The 22625-nt window shown below is 51.4% G+C and carries 14 protein-coding genes; 5 read left to right on the top strand and 9 right to left on the bottom strand.

All coding sequences use genetic code 11. The features are described 5' to 3' along the window. Positions 1 to 71: 71 nt before the first annotated feature. Positions 72 to 515 carry a hypothetical protein gene (locus IPF95_06460; GenBank protein MBK6474338.1) on the bottom strand — a complete coding sequence of 148 codons (444 nt, stop codon included), beginning with the start codon at positions 513 to 515 and terminating at the stop codon, positions 72 to 74. Positions 516 to 729: 214 nt separating this feature from the next. On the opposite strand from IPF95_06460, the gene IPF95_06455 reads away from it, so the two are divergent. The 4 genes from IPF95_06455 to IPF95_06440 all read left to right on the top strand — a co-directional run bounded on the left by IPF95_06455 (position 730) and on the right by IPF95_06440 (position 3858). After that, positions 730 to 1344 carry a NifU family protein gene (locus IPF95_06455; protein MBK6474337.1) on the top strand — a complete coding sequence of 205 codons (615 nt, stop codon included), beginning with the start codon at positions 730 to 732 and terminating at the stop codon, positions 1342 to 1344. A gap of 63 nt (positions 1345 to 1407) precedes the next feature. Beyond that, positions 1408 to 2172 carry a TonB-dependent receptor gene (locus IPF95_06450; GenBank protein ID MBK6474336.1) on the top strand — a complete coding sequence of 255 codons (765 nt, stop codon included), beginning with the start codon at positions 1408 to 1410 and terminating at the stop codon, positions 2170 to 2172. Continuing rightward, positions 2169 to 2756: a sigma-70 family RNA polymerase sigma factor gene (locus IPF95_06445; protein MBK6474335.1), complete on the top strand. Its 588-nt coding sequence runs from the start codon at positions 2169 to 2171 to the stop codon at positions 2754 to 2756. Before IPF95_06450 ends, IPF95_06445 begins: the two co-directional genes overlap by 4 nt. Continuing rightward, positions 2746 to 3858 (top strand): hypothetical protein, encoded by a 1113-nt coding sequence (locus tag IPF95_06440; protein MBK6474334.1) that lies wholly within the window; start codon positions 2746 to 2748, stop codon positions 3856 to 3858. Before IPF95_06445 ends, IPF95_06440 begins: the two co-directional genes overlap by 11 nt. Before the next feature lie 65 nt (positions 3859 to 3923). Here the strand turns inward: IPF95_06440 and IPF95_06435 are convergent, their stop codons facing one another. The 4 genes from IPF95_06435 to IPF95_06420 all read right to left on the bottom strand — a co-directional run bounded on the left by IPF95_06435 (position 3924) and on the right by IPF95_06420 (position 17766). Then, positions 3924 to 6113: a carboxypeptidase regulatory-like domain-containing protein gene (locus tag IPF95_06435; GenBank protein ID MBK6474333.1), complete on the bottom strand. Its 2190-nt coding sequence runs from the start codon at positions 6111 to 6113 to the stop codon at positions 3924 to 3926. 9 nt (positions 6114 to 6122) lie between these two features. Further along, complete coding sequence (locus IPF95_06430; GenBank protein MBK6474332.1) at positions 6123 to 7055, bottom strand: type IX secretion system membrane protein PorP/SprF; 933 nt, start codon at positions 7053 to 7055, stop codon at positions 6123 to 6125. A 29-nt stretch (positions 7056 to 7084) separates the two neighbouring features. Further along, positions 7085 to 16864, bottom strand: a complete 9780-nt coding sequence (locus IPF95_06425; GenBank protein ID MBK6474331.1) for a gliding motility-associated C-terminal domain-containing protein — start codon at positions 16862 to 16864, stop codon at positions 7085 to 7087. 407 nt (positions 16865 to 17271) lie between these two features. Next, on the bottom strand, positions 17272 to 17766 hold the full coding sequence (locus IPF95_06420) for a hypothetical protein (GenBank protein MBK6474330.1): 495 nt from the start codon (positions 17764 to 17766) through the stop codon (positions 17272 to 17274). Positions 17767 to 17865: 99 nt separating this feature from the next. Between IPF95_06420 and IPF95_06415 the strand changes: the two genes are divergently transcribed. Beyond that, positions 17866 to 18969, top strand: a complete 1104-nt coding sequence (locus tag IPF95_06415; GenBank protein ID MBK6474329.1) for a hypothetical protein — start codon at positions 17866 to 17868, stop codon at positions 18967 to 18969. 6 nt (positions 18970 to 18975) lie between these two features. Here the strand turns inward: IPF95_06415 and IPF95_06410 are convergent, their stop codons facing one another. From IPF95_06410 to odhB, 4 genes are all read right to left on the bottom strand, one after another. Next, positions 18976 to 19704, bottom strand: a complete 729-nt coding sequence (locus tag IPF95_06410; GenBank protein ID MBK6474328.1) for a DUF4197 domain-containing protein — start codon at positions 19702 to 19704, stop codon at positions 18976 to 18978. An 83-nt stretch (positions 19705 to 19787) separates the two neighbouring features. Next, a complete protein-coding gene (locus IPF95_06405; GenBank protein ID MBK6474327.1) occupies positions 19788 to 20714 on the bottom strand; it encodes a class I SAM-dependent methyltransferase in 927 nt (308 codons plus the stop codon). Between the two features lie 94 nt (positions 20715 to 20808). Beyond that, positions 20809 to 21189 (bottom strand): GNAT family N-acetyltransferase, encoded by a 381-nt coding sequence (locus IPF95_06400; protein MBK6474326.1) that lies wholly within the window; start codon positions 21187 to 21189, stop codon positions 20809 to 20811. Between the two features lie 150 nt (positions 21190 to 21339). After that, the gene (gene odhB / locus IPF95_06395) at positions 21340 to 22587 is read right to left on the bottom strand and encodes a 2-oxoglutarate dehydrogenase complex dihydrolipoyllysine-residue succinyltransferase (protein MBK6474325.1); all 1248 of its coding nucleotides are present in this window, start codon (positions 22585 to 22587) and stop codon (positions 21340 to 21342) included. Positions 22588 to 22625 lie beyond the last annotated feature (38 nt).

The following is a 22625-nucleotide window of genomic DNA, read 5'->3' as shown; positions in this document are numbered from 1 at the left end:
GTTCGGATCCGCCAAAGCGGAAAAAACGGACGTGCCACACGAATGCAGCAGGTGGAACCAAGAAGAACGATCTAAATAAGGAAGCTGCCGTTTGCAGCCAAGCGCACACTCAAGAGTAAGGGCGGCGGTATAGCTTCTCCACGTGGTAACACGCGGGTCGGCTGGAAAAGTGCAATGCGCACAGGTTCTTGATCAACGACCGTAGCAGTGAGGTCCAATGCCAATTCCACATGTTGTGTGAATGGGTCAGTGTATCCAACAGCTTGTGTGATAGCACAACATGTTGCTTTCACTACTGGAATAGCGGAAGGCGCATCATCCGGGCAGCAATCATCGGCCAGACCAACGCTCACCACGGAGTGTCCAGCGCTTAGGCAGGTCATCCGCGACAACGCGAACCCGCTTGTAACGAACAATAAGAGCACCGCCAAAAGCGCTGCGCTCCATTTGTTCTGTCTAATGCACTGGTTCATTTCGTCCGGCAAATATACGGTGATCGGTATTTTGGGTTCCATCGTTATGAAAAGTTGGTTGTTCCGAGCCGTCATTCCGGGATCCCGTGTCTAAGTAATAGATGACGCAACGGAAAGACCATCCCCGCAACTACCCTTATCTGCGGTTATCATCTCTTTCAGTGTTATCAGCGTTCCATCTCTTCTACCACACACACATTCAAAGCCCCTCATCCATACCCACTATCTTTGTGCCATTCAATAAGACCAGTCCAAAATGCCTGAAGCAGCCACCAAACCGCCCGTATCCGTTTATGCCGAAATGACCCCGAATCCAGCGACGATGCGATTCGTGAGCAATGTGGCTTTGGTACCGGATAGTCGTTTATTGGAATTCCGCACACCAGCGGAAGCCGAAGCGGTTTCTCCGTTTGCAGCACATGTCTTCAACCTGCCTTTCGTGACGGGAATTTTCATCTCGGGAAACTTCATCACCGTAACCAAGAACAACTCCGTGAGCTGGGATCTGGTGCAACTGGAATTGCGCGAATACATCCAGGATTACCTGAAGGACGATGGCCGCGTAGTGTTGAGCGATGCCCCTGCGCAAGCCTTGGCCGACGCGAACGAACGTGCGAGTACGCATGCACCGGCAAAGGGTCCGGAGGACGAACAGATCATCAAGATCCTGGAAGAGTACATCCGTCCGGCAGTGGAAGGTGATGGTGGCCATATCGCATTCCGTTCCTTTGAGGATGGGATAGTTACCGTGAGTTTGCGCGGATCATGCAGCGGTTGCCCAAGCAGCATGGTAACGTTGAAGCAAGGCATTGAGAACTTGCTGAAACACGAAGTGCCAGGAGTAAGAGAGGTCGTGGCGGAGGAGTTGTAGCGGACTTCAATTCTTTTATGCATTCCACACCGTCTTTGCATCTTATGGTCAAAGCGATCGAAAATGCGAAAGAACATCCTACTGAGTGCACTCCTTGGAGCAATTCCATTTGCACCTACAACAGCCCAGAACTTTGGCGAGATCCACGGGCGCGTCGTAGATTCCAAGACGCGTGAAGGCGTGGCCTTTGCGAGTGTGACCACTTGGCCCAGCGGCAGCGGACCTGGAACGGAAACGGACATCGACGGGCGCTTCAAACTGAAGCCGTTAGAGCCCGGCACCTATACGCTCCGCTTCTCTTTTACCGGTTTCAACACCTTTGAATTGGGGAGCATCGAGGTACTCGGCGATAACATCACACGCATTGGTGAAGTAACGCTGGAAGGGAATCAACTTCCGGACCTCGTTATCGTTCATCGCAGATTCGAACGGCCTTTGATCGATATGGATAACCCTACGGTGAATACCTTGCTCGCACCAGAATTCGAACATGACCCGAACAGAAAGAACCCAACCGATATGATCGAAAAGAACTTTCCGGGAGTAACCAAGTCGCGCGATGGCGAAAGCTTGATCTTCCGCGGATCACGCCCAGGCTCCATGGTGTACTTTGTTGACGGTGTGAAGGTCACTGGAAAATTGAGTGGGGTGCCATCTTTCGGAATACGCAGCATAAGTGTATACACTGGCGCCTTACCTGCACGTTATGGTGATGTAACAGGAGGCGTGGTGGTGATCGACACCAAGTCCTACCAGGAAGAATGGGCACGGCGTAATGTTGAAGCCGAACGTGAAACCTTGACCAATAGTGAGAACATCATTGAATGACGTTGTTGCGCAGGACCGATACGGACCCTTCGAGTGATGAAGAGTTGGTGGCTTTGCTGAGGCAGGGCCACCAACCTGCGTTGGGTATTCTATGGGACCGGTATGCGCACCTTCTTTTCGGAGTAGGAATGAAATACCTGAAGAACACCGAGCGATCCAAGGATCTTGTTGTAGAGCTGTTCGCGACATTGGGATCGCTTGTTACGAAACAAGAGATACAGCGTTTTCGTCCGTGGTTGCACACCGTCATGCGCAACAACTGTTTGATGCTATTGCGCAAGCAGGACACTACTACGACATTCCCGAACCAAACGTGGAATGGAACCGATGACATTGATCACGAGGACGCGATCCTTCATGAGAGCACCTTGCAACGACTGGAGAGCGCTATCTCGGAATTGAAGGATGAACAACGCATTTGCATTGAGCTCTTCTATTTGAAAAAGCAGAGCTATCAGCAGGTCGCAGAACGAACACAACAGGATATACAGCAGGTCCGCAGCCATCTCCAGAACGGTCGGCGGAACCTGCGCTTGATACTAGAACGCTCCGGCGTAACCAATACCCGCTCCAATGTCCGATAAGCCCAACATCCATCCCTTTGCTACGACAGGGTCACCCACACGCACGGAGTTGCAAGCATACATGGAAGGCAAACTTTCGCCGAGTGAACAACATGCCATTGAAGTGCATCTGGAACATGATCCGTTCCTGCGCGATGCAGTAGAAGGCCTGCATGGATCCGGTGCATTCGTGGCATTGGATCAACTTACGCCACCGTCATTGCCTCCGCAAACAACAGGATCCATCTGGGTGGTCGCCACAACAGTGGTCGTGATCACGACAAGCGTACTTGCCTTCTCGGGATCACCCGAGGTGACGGGACAGAATGAAGTGGAGATCGCGGCAATTCCATCAACGGAAAACACATTGGTACTGACGGAACCCGAACTGCACGCGGAATTGAAACCTTTGGAACCCGAAGAGATCGAAGCCTTGGTGCAACTGGCAGAGACCTTGCAGATCGGGCATCAGAAGAATGACCTGCACACGAAGGCCATGGAACATGTTGCGGATGTACGCGAACCGATCCTTTTGGATAGCATAGTCGCCGTTGATCCCGTCCTGAAACTGGATCGCATTGCAGTCAAACCTGAACCCGTGCATGCCAAGAGATCGTCGTTGCAACTGATGTATCTCCACGACCTGAAGTTGGTGGACCCCAAAGAACTCTATGCACATGCAGCGATGCTTGCGATCTCTGAGCAAGGCGTTGATGCTAGTTTCAGCGACAAGGATGCAATGAATGCAGCACATCGGAACCAGCGCATAATGCCCTACACGCCGTACATGGAGACCGCCATGTACAAGTTCGCACACAACGACCACAAGGGTTGTTTACAGGACCTCCAGCGCGCGTTGGACCAATATCCGAACGATGTGAATGTGTTATTCTATTCCGGGCTATGCTGTTACAACCTGGGATCATACCAACGCGCAAAACGTTTGCTCTCCGCAGCAGCAACACACTCCATCACCGTATTCGATGAGGAAGCGGATTGGTACCTCGCATTAACCTTGGACCATACCGGTGATGCAGAAGAAGCGAAAGCGGCAATGATCCGTATCGCTGAGCAGAACGGATTCTATTCGGAACGTGCGAAGAAGGAGTTGACGAAAAAGTAGCAGTTGGTACCAAAAGAACAGGGTGCCCTAAGACACCCTGCTCTCCCCTTGGTCCCTATCCTTAACTACAACGACAGGACTTTGAATTCGGTTCGGCGATTGCGCTGATGTTCATCTTCTGTGCACTTTGTGCAATCGCAATTCTCACTTGGCATTGTTTCACCGTATCCTTTGCTGGTGATGCTTTCCTTCGGAATACCTTTTTTGAGGATATAATCCACGGCACTCTTCGCCCGTTTCTCGGAAAGCGAAAGGTTGTACGCATCCTTACCGCGACAATCCGTGTGTGCGCTCAGCTCGATCTTCACAGTAGGATTCTCCTTCAGCGTTTCCACAAGCTTATCAAGCTCAATGGCGGCATCCGGGCGGATATTCCATTTGGCAAGGTCGTAGAAGATGTTATCCAAGCGGATCACGGCATTCACGGCCAGCTTCACAAGCGCGAAATCCTTCTTGAAGACCTGGCTGGACTTCCCCTTCGTGCTCAGCGCTCCGCTCTGCTTGAAGTAACCTTCCTTGCCTACACGGATCCGGTAGTCACTTTCCGGCTTCAATGTAAAGTAGTACTTACCGGCTGCATCGGTGGTCTCGGTCTTGATATGTTCATCGTTACCATCGGTAAGTACAACGGTCGCACCCGGGATTGCCTCTCCGGTCTCAGCACTCGTAATAACCCCTTCAACAGCAAATTCGTACTTCTCCAATTCCACGATCAGGTTAGCGATATCATCCGTCGTTGTGTTGATCGGAAGATCTACGGGCAGATAACCATTGCGGGATACCGAGAGGATGTATTGCTCCAGGTAATCCGCTTTGATCCGGAACTTTCCTCCATCCTCGAGTTCGATCTCGCGTATCACCACTGTATCTCCGTTGGTATTCTTAAGGACGAGATCAGCGCCATCGATCGGTTCACGTGAGTCCTTGTCGATCACGATACCAGCGATGATCATGGTCTCAGGCCTTACAGTACATCCATAGATATCATCGCTTCCTTCGCCACCAGGTCTATCGCTTGCGAAGAACCCTGCCGTATCATTGATCAAGATCAAGCTGTGATCATTGTATCGTGTGTTGATCGGGTAACCCAAATTACGCAAACGCAACGGTCCTGCCGGAGTCAAGCGCGTAGAGAAGATATCCAAGCCACCAAGACCAGGCTGCCCTGTACTAGCAAAGAACAACGTGCTATCTCCAGTAAGGAACGGGTACATTTCATTCCCAGCAGTATTCACCAACGGCCCCATGTTCACGGGTGCACCCCATTGGTCTCCTTGATTCTGGCTCACCCAGATATCGGTTCCGCCTTGTCCGCCCGGCCGGTCACTTACAAAAAAGATCTGTGCACCATCGGGAGAAACACACGGGTGCCCGTAGTTAGCGTTCTTATCATTGTGATCGAACGGAATAAGCGCATCCCATTCCTGTTGTCCGAATTCACCGGTAACAACATCAACGAAATAGATGCCTAAGTTCAGGTAACCGTCATCGCTTTTCCCAACGGAACCATAGTGCACATTGTCTCGGGTGAAGTACATCCGCTTATGCGTGGAATCGTAGCTCACCGTACCATCGTGATACCTGCTATTGATATCCTTGCGCATGACAATGGGGTCCTCGGCGGTCTCCCCTTTCAACAATGCGGTATACAGATTGAGGTAGGGCTGATCATCCCAACCGTAGGTGCGTTTACCTCCCGCACCCTCACCGCGTGCACTGGAGAAAAGCAATAGTTCACCCATTACGCTCATTCCAAGATCGGCCTGAGGCGAATTGATAGGCACCTTTCGCACGGAGTTGGTCGTACTATCGCTCATTAACTTTGAAAGCAAATGTGGATCCTTCGTGTAAGCATCCACTGTACGGTCATCCGGGTTCAATGCCGCGTAATTCCCATACCACTCGTTCGCTTCCGTATACTTTCCATTGGCCCTGAGCTGATGTGCATAGGCCAACATGTCCTTCGGCAATTCTTTACCAGTGGCCATCAGCTCCGTATAGATGGATTCCGCCTCTGCGTGTTTCTCCAATTTCTGGTAGGTCTGTGCCAACTGGCGCAGGTCATCGGGCGTAGCTGTTCCTTTGGTCCTTCTACTCTCATAGATAGCGACTACCTTCGAATAGTCGAACTTCTCCGTCGCTTCGTCCAGAATATTTTGTTGCAACTTCTGTGCTTCAGCTACTGGCGTGCTCAGCAAGAGCAGAAGCGTCAACGCGGCAGTGGTAGCGTGTTTTATCCAAGATGTAGTTCCCATGTTCATGGATCAGAAATAGCGGGGTGATCGAATACCTTTCAACTTGTTTCCCAGCTCGAAGCTCAGCATCACCTCATGCGATCCGCCGCTATGATCGCGCATTACGGAGAGCGGAAAATCATATGCATACCCTACGCTGAGATCTTTGGTAATGTGGTATTGGGCCAATGCGCCGATCGCATCGGTATGGCGATACATGGCGCCTAACCAGAACTTCTCGTAGAATAGGAAATTGGCACTGAGGTCGAAACTGATGGGAGCGCCTTCAACGGCCTTCACCAGGAATGTCGGTTTGAACTTGTGGTACAAGCCCAGATCGAATACGTAGCCACCTGTAAGGAAAAGGTGTGGACGTTGCCCAGCCTCTGAAACGAATTCAAGCGAATCGGTCTCAAAGAACTTCGTGCTCAACATCTTCGGTGTACTCAACCCTAAGTAATATCGGTCGCTGTAGTACATGATCCCGAACCCGAATTGCGGATCAAGCTTTGTATTCACGTTCTGCTGAAAGACCTGATCACCAGGGTCGAGCGGATTCAGGTCCGCGTACTTCCCTTGCAACAGGTTCAATCCTCCTTTGATACCGAAAGCGAGTTTCGCATCGCCCATGAAGATCCGATAGGCGATATCCGCCATGAACGTGTATTGTGTGATCGGGCCGTGCGAATCGCGCATCACGGTTCCACCAACACCTAAGCTCTCCCGCCATAACGGTGAGTGAACGGTGAGCGTTTGCGTAACCGGGGCACCTTCGAAGCCGACCCATTGGTGTCTGCTCAACGCCTTCAGGCTAACACGATCCGCACTTCCTGCATAGGCAGGATTCAGCGCCAACAGGTTGAACATATATTGGGTGAACTGTGGATCCTGCTGGGCCAACATCGTCGTGCTGAAACCCAGTGCGAGGACCATGCCCATCCAACGTTTAGCGAATGCTCTCATCTGCGTGTGATGTTTGCTAAAGAGGTTTCTCATCGGCGTAGATAGATATAGCCAGTGTATGGTTCCTTATCACCTCCAATATCCAGGATGTAGTAATAGGTGCTCTCCGGCAACAACTCTCCGAATGCTCCTCCGAACTGACTCGTACCATCCCAGTCATTGTTGTACGGACTCTTATCGAGCACCTTACTGCCCCAACGGTTGAATACTTGTAGTGACCGTACATCGTAATACTCCAGGTTCCGGATCACATAGACATCGTTGGTTCCATCTCCGTTCGGCGAGAACGCATCCGGGATCACGAGCGTCAAGCAATCCTCCAAGAGGATGGAGAGCGTATCCGATGTTGTGCCACAAACACCGTTGCTTACTGTCCATTGGAAGATGTTAGCACCCAATTCCAGCCCACTGATCGGTGTACCGGAGTTGGTCGGTTCAGAGATCGTCGCATTACCAGCAAGTATCGTCCAGAGTCCAGAAGCCAACGGATCGTTGACAGGTGATGCCTCCAAATTGGTTCCTGTGAATTCATGATCACAGAAGGTTCCACTCAGGCCTGCATCCGCATCCAGAATAGTTCCATCATACATGAAGATGAACATCTGGTCCGAAGTAATTCCACATACACCATTATCAACCGTCCAGACGAACGTGTTCACTCCTGTTCCAACGTTGGTGACCTCAGTGAACGGATCGTTGACGTCAGCGAATGTGCCACTACCCTCTTGAACGCTCCATGTTCCAACAGCAAGGCCCGTAGGGCTGCTAGCGAACATGGTGATAGGGCCGGTCAGCGTGGTTGAACAGAGATCCATATCCGGTCCAGCTGCTGCCACTGGTGAAGAACCATCGAACACTTCGACCACCACGGTATCTCTTGTGATGCCGTTCGCGCATGGACCATTGTCGATCATCCATTCCAACACGATCACACCTTCACCGAAGCCACCCAGCGTAGCACTTGGAGATGATGGATCGTCCAGCGTGCCAACGCCACTGATAATGGTCCACTGACCCGTTGCAGGGAACGGAGCTGGATTACCAGCCAACGATACTGTTGGTGTCGGCGTGCAAAGTTGTTGATCGGGTCCAGCGTTCGCCGGTTCTTGTTGGTCGTTGAATATGGTAACAACGACTGTATCAGCGGTTATGCCGCATGGTCCGTTATCGATGGTCCACAGGAATTCCGTTGCTCCGATACTCATTCCACTGACAGCAGTTTGTGGATCCGTATCCACGTCTATTACAGCCGTTCCGCTCAACACTGTCCATACTCCACTAGCTGGGAATATAGGAGCGCTGGCTACTAGCGTGGTGGAAGTGGTCGGTGTGCATAGGTCCTGATCCGATCCTGCATATGCAGGCTCCGCATTACCATCGTAAATGAATATGCTCACGCTATCACTGGATGTTCCACACGGTCCGTTGAAAATGGTCCAGACCAGATCATATTGACCAACTCCAAGACCTGAAACAAGTGTATTCGGATCATTCGGATCGGTGAAGACCAGTGATGGATCCGATGATGTCCACGTTCCAACACCAGGGAACGTTGCATCGTTCGCTTGCAGGATCGCAGTTGAAGTCGGTGTGCAGAATTCCTGATCGGCTCCAACTGCGGCAAGTGGTGCATCCACATCGTACACATAGATGCTTACCGTATCAATGGTCGGTGGTCCTGTTCCACATGTGCCGTTGTAAACGGTCCAGAGGAATGTGTGGATACCTACTTCGAGGTTCGTGATCAGCGAAGTTGGGCTGTTGATCGAATCAACTACTGCAGAACCAACAAGTACGGTCCATGTTCCCACGCCGGGCTCCCATGGCAGCAAGGCCGTCATGTACGTTGTATCCACCGGGCTACAGAAGATTTGATCCAACCCTGCATCAGCAATAGGTGCAGCAGGATCGTATACCAGCACCGTCACCGTATCGGTCAGTATTCCGTTGTTCGGACATGGATCCCATGAAAGAGTCCATACGAACATATGCGTACCAGCTACGGTCAGATCGCTTAGTTGTGAATTCGGATCTGTTGGATCGGAGAACGTACCTGTTGAAGGTCCGGAGATCTGTGTCCACATACCTACTGCAGGAGCTGGAGGTGTTTCACCTTGCATCGTCGTGAACGGTATACCGAGACAGGTCTCCAGGTCCGGACCTCCATTTGCTGAGGCCGTGGTATCGTCGTAGAGGATCACGATCATAGTATCTGCTGTGGTACCGCAAGGGCCATTGTATACTTCCCAACGGATGGTATTCACGCCAATGGACAAATTGGTAATAAGGCTTGCTGGATCTCCGGGTTGTTGTGGTATTCCATTTCCACCGATCACGGTCCATGTACCAAGCGCAGGGATCGTCAATGCGCTACCTGCCATGAACACGCTATCCTGCGGAACGCAGAGTTCCTGATCCATACCTGCATTTGCTGGCGGGTTGTTCGGATCGAAAACGCGGATCTCCAACGAATCACGGGTAGTAATACATGCGCCGCCGGTCAATGACCATTCGAGGATATTGATACCGATAGGCAAATTATCAACGGTTGTCGAAGGTGAATTCACGTCGGCGATATTACCACCACCTTGAACTACTGTCCATGTACCCATTGCTGCACCTACAGGAGGGTTACCGGCAATGTTAGCAACGCCTGCAGGGAAACAGAACTCTTGATCCGGCCCTGCTGCCGCTGGTGGTGCTTGTGCATCGAACAGGGTTATTCCAACAGTACTGCTGGTAATACCATTCAGACATGCACCGTTGTCCACTGTCCAAGTAAATTCATTCAAACCAATGCTAAGACCTGTGACGTTGGTATTCGGATCATTGAGGTCTGCGAACACACCCGTGCCGCTGGTCAAGGTCCATGTTCCAACTGCTGGGAACGTCACTGAACTACCGGCCATGAAGGCATTGGTAAGCGGCGTACAAACTTGCTGATCAGGTCCAGCATCCGCATCCGGATTGTTCTGATCGAATACGAATATGCTAACTCGATCCGTGGTGACCGCATTCGCGCAAACACCGTTCTCCACGGTCCAGATCAAGATGTTCTCACCTACCGCAAGTCCGGATACCGATGTGTTCGGATCATTGATATCTGCGATCACGATGGACGGAGGTCCAAGCGCAACTTGCCATGTACCTACGGCTGGGAAGATCACGTTGCTGCCTTGCAGATTGGTGGTAACGGTAGGGCCACCTGCAGTACAAAGCTCCTGATCAGGACCAGCATCTGCATCGGGGTTCGCATCGTCGTACAAACGAATGCGCAATGTATCCGTGGTAATACCATTAGTACATGGACCATTATCAACCGTCCAGACCACGTTGTAGATACCCGGTGTAAGACCCGTTATGGTCGTAACGGGATCGTTAGGATCCGTTATCGTACCACCGCCACCAATCAACGTCCATGTCCCAACAGCCGGGAAGATCACTGCGGAACCATTCAAGTCCACTGCTGCGATCGGCGTGCACAGATCCTGATCCGGCCCAGCATTCGCGATAGGGTTATTCTCGTCGTAGATCGAGATCGTGATCTGGTCCGTAGTTACGCCTGGCAAGCAGGGGCCATTGTCCACGGTCCATTCCAATACGGTAACACCAACACCTAGATCATAGACTCCTGAAAGTGGATCGTTCACATTATCGATGGTTCCCGAACCGCTTACAATGGACCATGTACCAACGGCTGGGAAGATGATGTTACTTCCGGACAGCGTTGTTGAAGCGGAATCGACCGTACACAATTCCTGATCAGGGCCGGCATTTGCGATCGGGTTCTGATCATTAAAAATGAAGATGCTCATGGTGGCTGCACCTTGTCCATTAACGCATGGACCATTGGAAATACTCCACTGGAATATGTTCTCGCCAACAGCCAAATTGGTTACCGCACTGTTTGGATCATTGACGTCGTCAATATCACCAGCACCGTTCAGAAGTGACCATGTACCGATGGCAGGGATGGTTACCGCACTTCCAGCGAATGTTGAACTGGTAGTTGGTAAACAGAAGGACTGATCAGGACCTGCGTCGGACAACAGGCCATCATCATCGTACAATGAAATACTCACCTGACTGGATGTGATGCCGTTGGTGCATGGTCCATTATCCACGGTCCATGCGAACACGTTCACTCCAATGCCCAGATCAGTGATCGTCGTTGTAGGCGAGGTCGGATCGGTGATGGTACCGTCACCACTTACCAAGGTCCATTGACCAGAAGCTGGGAAGACCACCGTACTGCCGGCCATATCGGCGATCGTATTCGGCGTGCATAGGCTCTGATCAGCACCAGCATCTGCGATCGGGTTGTTCTGATCGAATACGAATATGCTCACGGTATCGGAAGATGGGCTTAGCAAGCATGGTCCATTATCCACGGTCCAAGCGAAAATATTCTCACCAACAGTCAATCCGTTAGCTGTTGCTGCAGGGTCGTTCGCATTCGTGAAGAATCCGCTACCGCTTACTAAGGTCCACGTTCCCACTGCAGGGAAGATGATAGCAGAACCGGCCATCACCACACTTGTAGTCGGTGTTGTGGTGCACAATTCTTGATCAGCACCTGCATTCGCTGCCGGATTATTCTGGTTGAAGAGGAAGATACTTACGTCATCCGTTGTAGTACCGTTCGCGCATGGTCCGTTGGAAACGGTCCAGGTGAAAATGTTCTCACCAACCGTTAATCCAGTTACCGTTGTGTTGGGATCATTCGCATCGCCGAACACACCTGTTCCGCCCGAAACGGTCCATTCGCCAGTTGCTGGGAAGATCAACGAACTACCTGCCAACGTTATTGCAGTTGTTGGCGTGCAAAGTTCTTGGTCCGGGCCGGCATCAGCGATCGGATTATTCTCGTCGTATACGAAGATCTGCACATCATCGGTCGTAAGGCTGTTGGCACATGGTCCATTGGAGACGGTCCATCGGAACGTATGCACACCTACAGGCAGTCCGGTTACCGATGAGTTCTGAGAGGTCGGGTTCGAAATAGTACCGATACCACTGATCAACGTCCAAACACCTGTTGCAGGGAAGATCACATTGCTTCCTGATAAGTTGACCGATGAACCGGGCGAGCAGATCTCTTGATCCAATCCAGCGTCGGCGATCGGATTCAACACGTCGTAGACCAACACGACCATCGTATCTACGGAGGTTCCGCACGAGCCATTATTGATGCTCCAAGTGAACACATTCACGCCCACATCCAAATTCGTAACAGTCGTCGAAGGATTATTCGGTGCGGTGATATTACCAAAGCCACCGATCCGCGTCCAAGTACCTAATGCTGAACCGACCGGCAGATTACCCGCCATCGTAACCGTGGAACTTGGTGTGCAGAGCTGTTGATCAGGACCTGCGTTTGCAGCAGCAGCACCGGAATCGAACAGGAATAGACTTATTTGATCCTGCGTTACGGGGTTGGGGCAAGCACCATTATTCACTTCCCATTGGAAAATATTCTCTCCGAGGCCGAGTCCACTGACTGTTGTGAATGGGCTATTCGGGTTGGTGATAACACCTGTACCACTGACCAAGGTCCATTGACCCACAGCTGGGATATTCACAGCACTTCCGGAAAGGCCAGCACTTGTTATCGGCGTGCAAAGCTGCTGATCCGGACCTGCATCAGCAACCGGGTTGTTCGGATCGAAAACAAGGACCGTCATCAGGTCGCTGGTAATTCCGCATGGTCCATTGTCAATGCTCCAACGGATATCGACAATACCAATGCTCAATCCGGTAACCGAAGCAGTAGGTGAATTCGCATCGCTGAACGTTGCAGTTCCTTGCACGACGCTCCAGGTTCCGATCGCACCTCCCGTGGGCGGTGTAGCTGCCATGGTGATGGGGCTTGCCGTTCCACAAACGCTTTGATCCGGACCTGCCTGTGCTGTTTGCGCAGCACCATCGGCCACGATCACGATCACGTTATCACTTGTCAACCCGTTAGGGCAGCTACCATTGTTCACCGACCACGTGAAGGTGTATGTTCCAACAGTAAGGTCAGTAGCTAGGGTTGTTGGTGAGTTCGGTGAAACGATCGTTGCAGTAGCTGGAGATACGGTCCACACGCCGGTTGCAGGGAAGGAGACCCCACTACCCTCCAGTGTCACCGTATTTCCGATCGAAGTACAAAGACTCTGATCGATACCAGCATCCGCGCTTGGGTTGTTCGGATCGAAGACGGTAATGGTCATCTGATCGTTCGTGATCGGATTCGCGCATGGGCCATTGCTCACATTCCATTGGAAAACGCTTTGACCAACCTGAAGATCGGTGATCGTTGCAGTAGGACTTGTAGGGTTGGTGATCGAACCGGTTCCACTCACCAAGCTCCAGAACCCTGTTGCGGGTCCAACCAGATCGCTACCCGCCATGGTAACGGTTCCGTTCACAGAACAGATGGACACGTCCGGCCCAGCATTCGCCAATGGCGTATTCGCATCGAACACCGTAATGCGAACGACATCTTGCGTTATACCATTCGGACATGGGCCGTTACTTACCTGCCATTGAAGATCAACAAAACCTACGACCAGATCGGTGATCTGCGTATTCGGACTGCTTGCATTCACGATCGTCGCAGAACCGTTGATCACGATCCACGAACCAGTTGCTGGAGCGATCACGTTGCTCCCTGCCATCGTAACACTATTGGTACCAACCGGAATACAAACGGACTGATCCGGTCCTGCATTCGCAACCGGGTTAGCCGGATCGAATCGCACAATAGTTACTTCATCGTTCGTTGTTCCGCACGGTCCATTGTTCACCGTCCAACGTAGAACGGTACTACCAATACCCAATCCGGAGACCGACGTGTTAGCCGTGGATGCATTCGCGATGGTGGCCGTACCACTGATCAACGTCCATGTCCCTGATGCCGGGAAAACCACTGCATTTCCTGCTAGCGTAGCTGAAGGAGAACCGCACAAGGCTTGATCAGGTCCAGCATTCGCAGCGGGTGTTGCAGGATCGAACAGTCGTATCGTAACCTCATCGAACGTGATACCATTGGGGCAAGGGCCGTTGCTAATGGTCCAACGATATACGTTATTGCCAATAAGCATTCCGGACACGGTCGTGTTGCGTACGGTCGCATCCGCGAAAACGCCGGCTCCACTAATTACGGTCCAAATACCGGTAGCTGGTGCTGTAGGCGCATTTCCAGCTAATGTAACGTTGGCAACCGGTGCACAGACTTCTTGATCCGGACCAGCACTGGCCACAGGTGCGTTGCGATCGAAAACACGGATCACGACGTCATCGGTATTCACTGTAGGTGTACATGGACCATTCGCGACGGTCCATCGGAAGGTGTTGACCCCTACAGGTAGGCTGGTAACTGTGGTGGCCGCATTGTTGGGACCTGTGATAATACCTCCACCACCGACCAATGTCCAAGTACCTATGGCAGGAGACGGCATAAGGTTACCAGCTAGTGTGGTACTCGCAAAAGTTGAAGCAGAAGCGGTACAGAGGTCTTGATCCGGACCTGCATTAGGCACAGGAGAATTTCCATCGAAACGCACTACGGACACTTGGGAGGTTGTTACTCCATTTGCGCATGGGCCATTGTACAAGGTCCACTGGAATACGTTGGTTCCGAGACTTAATCCGGTCACTGCGGATGTAGGAGAGTTCGGTGTCGTGAACGTTCCCGTCCCGCTCACCAGCGTCCACAGCCCGGTTGCAGGAGGTGTCGGCGCATTACCGGTCAAGTTCGTCGATGTGGCACACAACTGTTGGTTGGCACCAGCGTTAGCGTTCGGGCTGTTCTGATCGAACACCGTAATGGTCATTTCATCCTGCGTGGTCGGCGGTGTGCATGGTCCGTTCAGGATCGTCCAACGGAACGTATTCACGCCAATGCTCAGACCACTTACCGCCGTAACGCGTTGGTTCGGGTTTGCGATCACACCTGAACCGCCTTGCAAGGTCCATTGGCCCGTAGCTGGTGCGATCAGCGTGTTACCGGTCAGCGTGGTGTTCAACGTTGGCGTACAGAGCTGCTGATCCACACCCGCATTTGCGGAACCTTGTACATTACTGTATACGAGCACGGTCACGGTCGAATTGGTAGGAGCTCCACATGGGCCGTTCGAGATCGTCCAGCGGAATGTGTTCGTACCCTGCACTAGGCCGGAGACGGTTGATGTAGGACTGTTAGCGTTAGCAAAAATTCCACCACCGGTCACCAGCGTCCAAGTCCCTAATGCTGGAGATGTTGCCGTATTAGCGGCAAGCGTTGTACTCGATGCGGGTAGGCATAACGATTGTTGTGGCCCCGCATTCGCTGCTGGTTGGTTCGGATCGTAAGCGGTAATAACAACAGTATCATCGGCAAAGCCGCATGAACCGTAGTTCACACGCCAACGGAGCACGTTCGGGCCAGGAGCAAGGCCATTGACCACCGCATTCGGTGAATTGGGGCTTGCGAACGTACCGGCTCCACTAATAACGGACCATGTGCCTTGCGCACTGGGCCAAGGTTGCTGACCGGCCAGCGTGGCGGAAGTTCCACACACGCTTTGATCCGGTCCGGCATTGGAAGGCGTGAATGGTGGCGTAATATTGATCAAGTAGCCTTGTGTACCGGAGCCGTTCAAAATACAAGCGTTATCACGTACATTGACGGTAAAGAGCTGCTGTCCGATATTGGCCGTTGTAGGTGACCAACAGAACGTACCCGTTGGCAACGGACCCGCTGAAGTTGTGAACGTGGCCCCTGGTATGGCGTTGTTCCAGGTCATGGTCACGACATTTCCCGCATCGGCGTCAAGGGAGTTAACATCAAAGCAAAAGCTGGTATTCGCACAAACGTCGTACACGAACGTGCCTGTGTTGTTGATACCGGAGACCGTGGGGTTGCTATTGTTGCAAGCAACCACCGCGAATTGAAGATCACGGGTATACGTGCCGATCAGCACGCCATTCCGGTATTCACGCACCAGAACGGTCACAACGGAGAACTGCTGAACACTGGGCGTGAACGTAATGGTTCCTGTCTGTGAGTTGATCTGTACCGCGTTAGCACCACCACTGGTGATCACTGGTTGCAGGAATGTGTAGCCGTTGTTATAGGCTAGAATAGCGCCACCCGCTCCGCGTGCAGGAGCCAATGAGAAAACCAGCGAATCACCGGCAAGGTCACTCACGCCGTGGTTGTAAACCATAGGTTGCCCTACACAACCGAATGGAATAGGGTCATTCAAGAAGCGAGGTGAACTGTTGCATGGTTGAATGGTATTGTTCAACGTTGCGCTCAAGTAGAGGTCCTTACCACCCGGGTTGTTCAGTGAGGTGATCGCGTTATTCCTACAACAGAGATTCCAATCGATCAGCCAATCAGTACCACAATTATTCCATGCGGAAAGGTTGATCACCGCGCTATAACGGTACCGCTCCACACCATATACTCCAGCAGGAGAATTGCAACGGTCGATAGCCGAAGCGCATATCGGTGTTACGACATCAACACTTTGAAAAACAAAACACCCCGTGAACGAAGCTCCGCATTGTGACGATGAAACATCGAATCTGAGGTCCCCATTATTACAACTTACGGGCGCAGCAACACCGTTGCAATCCCTGAAAAAGCTAAGGTTGACACGATACTGGTTATTACCTAAACACTCATAGGTAAGGTCGCCACCCATGGCGTGTGTTGCATACGCTTCGGCATTCCAAAGCAAAAGTGCCGCGACTGCGGGCAATACCGTTCTTAGTGAACGTGTGATCAAGGCACCCATCCAACGAGTGACCCTAAAAAGGCGTACGTGTTCTGCCATGTACCTTACAGCTTGTAGGCACTTTTCCGGAACGGCATTCAAGGAGTTACCCTCTTGTGCTGACGATGGTCCGTATCCTGCACTTCAGATAAGTGCAACGAATACGCGAACCGGTTGAGTGCTCGACAAACCTATGTTCATGAGCAAGTGAAGAAGAACTCGATACGTCGTACTTGTCAACACGGCTATGTTGGACCCACAGAGCGTTTCACATCACCGGAACTTGATCCCGTATGGAATGCTTTCTGCATATCCCTAAGCATGGATCAGAAAATAAACGCCTGAAGGGTCGATCGAAAGTTCAAAAAACAATGCTTCGGATCAAATTCCACGCGCAACATTTCAAGGAAGTCTGAACAAAAAGCGTGGATGAATTCCTAGTGCGAAACAGGTCCAGGAACTTCGACCTACTCGTGTGGTCTGTAGAACGTAAGTTTTCCGCCGCGAACATCTGCCATGTACAACTTGCTCATCGCAACTTTTTTGCCAACCGGTTCAACATTCTGATGTGCTATGGTGAATAAACCCTTACCAGCAACTGCAACAACCACGGCGGTGTGTTTCATATATCGCTCACGGGTTATCATATTCCTGCTCCGGAATTCCACTTCCACGTTCGCGAACTGAACGATATCACCGGGTAGGATCTCTTCTTTCCTCCAATCCACGATGTCACCGAAAACATAAGACCCATCCCACGTTGCTCCACCAGAATTCAATGCTTCCGCAGCAAGGTCCCAGCATTCTCCGCGACCAACTTTCTTGCCTTCATGACCCAATACAAAAGTGACGATGCGTTGATTCAGTTCCGGTATGGCACTGGCCGTGCTATCCGGATCCTGAGCATGGGCATGCGAAAAGAAGAACAGTGCCAGTGGCAGACAGGTCGAACTTACCATCATTTTCATGTACCCAAGATAACGAACGGAACAGGCACTAAGTATTTCCTAATTATAGTGAGTAATGCTGCTATGATCCCGTATGGCAATAAATTGCCGACCATGAACCTTTGGCGCGTTGTCATTTTTCTACTGATCGGCCATGTCATGATCCCATGCTGCGCACAAAGTGTACGTGACAATGAAGTGCGCTTATTGGGCGGGATCCACATCGGAATGGACAAAGCAAAGATCACCGATCCTGGGTCGCCCTCCTTTACCTCTACAGGTTGGTTGGCCACAGCTTTGGATCTTGGCACGTCGCTTACGCATCGCGAACGTTGGGGGTTCTCGGCGATCGGAGCATTGGCACTGAATGGCTATTACTTCCAATACGATAAGATAAAGTACAACTTGTATCATCAGACGCTCCGCACCGAACTTCAACCTTGGTGGCTGGTTTCAACTGGACGAGGCAATAGAACAAAACTAAAGATCGGTGCAGGGCTTGGATTCAGTTTTCAATCCGGAGGTTCCGTTTCCACTTCGAACAGGGATCTTGTTTCAGTCGCTTCCGCTCCTGGCCGGAATTCATTCTTCATTGCACCCGACATTACGTTATTCAACTTCGGAAAAAAGAATGCCTTCGAGATCGGCCTGCGGTATTTGTATCACTTGGATCGAAGCGCGGCGCTTAGAACCACCATGACGGTGGGAAATAATCCGACCAGTGCAAGTGCGACCAACGATTATTTCGGTCTTGTATTCCGGCAACATATCGGTTTCAAAAAGAAACAACCGCCTCCTGCTCCAATACAGGAAGTTGCTTTTCAGGATCGGGAAAATGATCTATTGACAACACTAAATGCAAAAAGCCATCGAATAACCATAGAGGTTTGGGACAATGCAGAGGTTGATGGTGATACGATCTCCGTATTGCTGAATGACCGGTACGTCCTATTCGGACACGCGCTGACCAAACGAAAAGAACGGATCGTCATCGACCTGCCAAGCAACTATAACATCCTGGAATTCGTTGCGCACAATGAAGGACGCGTTGCACCGAACACAGCAAGCTGTACCGTAAACGCGGGATACGGAAAGAAAGAGCTATTGATCCGTACCAGCAACGAGAAGAACACCACCGTTGAGATCAATTATGAACCGAAACTCAGTCGTAAACTAATGCGCTATTATGAGGATCACCCATTGGAGGATCCCGACTAACTAAGTTCAGTTTCCGAACACACGTTGTAGGAGATCGGTCGTACGCGCCATCGGGTCCTGTCTGATCTTGGCTTCTTCTTGAGCGATCAGTTTGAACAGACCGGCAATGGCCTTGTCGGTAACGTATGCATCCAGGTCCGGGTCCACGGCTTTTCCACCGGTGAGCATTGTCGCTCTGTTGTACCCGCTTGCCAACGGGGTCCAGTAATTCGTTAATGCCACTTTCGCTGTAGCCTTCTCCACAATGGGGCGGAACTTCTCGATCAAGGTTGCGTTCGTTTTCTCGTTCAGGTAGTTCGTTGCAGCGTTGTCACCACCTTTCAGGATCGCGAACCCATCACCTACGGACATACCCAAGACGGCATCCTTAAGAACGGGCAATGCTTCTTTCGCAGCTTCTTCCGCGGCGCGATTCATGGTAAGCTCGAACTCCTCCACTTGCTTGGTCATCCCGATACTGTTGAGCGTACTTTTCATCTTCTCCGCTTCCGGTGGGAATGGAATGCGGATCAGCTCGTTCTTATTGAACCCATCCAACGCGGAACCCTTCAGAACAGAACCTTCCGCACCTTTGGTCAACGCCTCCTTCAATCCAGCGATAACTTCATCATTGCTGATGCCACTGGCACCGCCACTGGTTACCTTATCCGCCGCATCCTTCAATACTTTGGGGAATTGAGCCTGTGCAGTAAAAACCGTCGCTGCAAGGGAGAAAAGCGTGATCGCGTATTTCATGTTCTTTGAATTATGTGGACCTAAAAGCAAAGGCCATGCCGTTATGAATACGACATGGCCCTATGCGGATGTATTGGAATTGGTTACGCAGTCTTTTCGTACACCATACGGTAGTGCTCAAAGATCTCGCGTTCGAATACCTGTAGGTTCGGTGCGATCTTGTACCGGCGGATCCACTTACGGAAATCACTATTGAGCAACTTAGGCGCAAGGCTAGCGTAGAGCATATACTTCTCCAGGTCCCACTTGTTGAATGCAGAGGTCCAGCGATGAATGGTCTCTATGTAATCCAAGCGGCCACTATCGGAGTGGATTAATTTGAAATGTTCTTTTTTGGCGGGGCGCTCCATCCCTTCCTGTCCATATGGTAACCATGACCCAGGGAACACATCGCAAACCAGATCCATGAGCTCTTCGCCGGAATAGTCCGTTCGATTCTTATACACGTTGGTCTCTCCGAACTTGATATCCTCGAACTTCACCATGTTCGGGCCGAATACCATGGTCTGGCAGTAGAACCTACCACCTACCGGCAACAACGCGTTCATTTGCTTGAAGTAGGTCTCATAGATCTCTTCTTGCTTACCCGCTCGGTATTCATCAACACTGCACAGGTGCTCAGGGCTACCCATTGCACAAACGGCGTCGAACATACCGAAGGTCTCCGGCGTGATCTTCTTGCTGTCCATATGGTGAACGTTGAGACCGTTCTTTCTACAGGCATTCGCTTGTCCTTCCGCGAGCACCACACCAGTTGTCTCCACACCTTTCTTATTCAGAAAATCGATGAACGCACCCCAACCGCAACCGATATCGAGCACCTTCATACCGGGCTTGATGTTGCAGTTATCCATGATGAATTGGTGCTTTTTCTCTTGCGCTTGCTCAAGTGAAAGCGAGAAATCACCATCGAAGCGGGCGCCGCTATATCCACCTTTCTCACCTAAGCTCAGGCGGAAGATCTTATCCATGGTGGTGTAATGCGCGTCGAGGTCTTGTTGGTCTGCCATAGGAAGTAGTGCTACTTTTTATTTTTTGCGGCGGTGAAGGTAGGCTGTTGGATCGGATGTAGGAATTAGCCGGAAAACCTTGGCTGGTATTGACTTAGCGAAGGGAACGCCGAAAAACCATGCGGTCCCAACCGCGTGGATCAGGCACATCACGCTCAGAACATCGCTGAAACCCGAGCCGCTCGTACAAACGCTGTGCAGCATACATGGTCGGTTGTGTCCAAAGCACGAGGCCAGTTGCACCTTCATTCTTTGCTCTATCGATACACGCTTGCACCAAGAGTTCCCCTACCCCTTTCCCACGGGCTTCCGTAGCAACGGCCAAGAGTCTGAATTCCCGTTCGCCGTCCTGTGCAAGTTGTTTAAGGGCACTGTCAGGGTGAAGGAAAAGTGTTGTTCCAAGAACAGCACCCGCACAGGTCTCTTTCGCGACCAGTAATGTACCAGCGGGTTCAAGGTTCTCAGGCGTCATCATATTCGATGCGGCCTCTTTGGTAGTAAAGGAGCCTATAACGTATACTTTTCGAAGAAGTGCGGTGACTTGTTGCCATTCGATAGGGCTAGCGCCTTCAGAAACGACAGGACATCTTAAGTCCGACCCCATTTAAACTTGTTCAAGAAAATTTTACAACCCCAGCAAAACCTCACCTGGCTCCTTACCGCCGAAGACCAACTTCGTCGGATCTTCGATCATCTGTTTGATCGCCATGAGGAAGCTCACGCTTTCCTTGCCATCGATGATGCGGTGATCATAGCTCAACGCGAGGTACATCACTGGACGAATGACCACTTGGCCATTCACTGCAACAGGGCGATCAACAATGTTGTGCATGCCTAGGATCGCACTCTGCGGTGGATTGATGATGGGTGTGCTGAGCATGCTGCCGAATACGCCACCGTTGGTGATGGTGAACGTTCCACCGGTCATTTCATCAATACTGAGCTTACCGTCACGTGCTTTGATCGCAAGCGTTTTGATCCCGCCTTCGATCTCGGCGAGACTTAGTTTTTCTGCATTGCGCAATACAGGGACCATTAGACCTTTCGGGCTACTAACAGCGATACCGATATCTGCATAGTCGAAGGTGATCACTTCATCGCCATCTATCTGGCCATTCACGTTCGGGAATAAGTGCAACGCTTCGGTAACGGCCTTGGTGAAAAAGCTCATGAAACCAAGGCTTACACCTTTCTCTTCTTTGAACTTGTCCTTGTATTTGTTGCGCAGGTCCATCACTGCACTCATGTCCACTTCGTTGAAGGTGGTGAGCATAGCGGTCTGGTTCTTCACGCTTACCAATCGTTCACCCACTTTCTTCCGAAGCGTGCTCATGCGAGCACGTCCCTGTTCGCGGGTACCACCCCATCCATATAATGTAACGCCGCTGGCATCAATACCAGCGCTCACGTACGCATCCACATCACTGCGTGTAATGCGTCCGTTGGGTCCGGTACCTTTCAGCTTATCGGCGGTAATACCCTTGTCAGCCATAACAGCTTTTGCAACAGGAGTTGCGTGTGTGGCTGCGGCACTATTGGCAGCCACGGGTGCTGCTGCAACAGCAGGCTTATCGGCCTTTGAGGTCGACGCTGCGGATACAGGCTCTTTCGCTGCGGCCTTTTTTTCCGGTTTCACGGAGGTATCGATCCGGGCAACAACATCGCCAACGCTCACGGTAGCATCTTCTTCAGCCAGGATCTCGATCTTACCTGCTTCTTCAGCACTTAATTCAAGTGTCGCCTTATCGCTGTCTATCTCGGCGATCGGCTGGTCCTTTTCCACCACATCACCGGTTTTAACAAGCCATTGCGCTATGCGAACTTCACTAATGCTTTCTCCGGGACTCGGCACTTTAATATCGACTGTTGCCATGTGTATACTTGGTCTGTGATGTTAGTTCTGTTCGATCC

This window comes from Flavobacteriales bacterium, from assembly GCA_016704485.1.
Classification (GTDB): Bacteria; Bacteroidota; Bacteroidia; order Flavobacteriales_F; family PHOS-HE28; genus PHOS-HE28.
The sequence above is the reverse complement of the archived record's forward strand: the minus strand, read 5'-3'. Positions and strand labels throughout refer to the sequence as shown.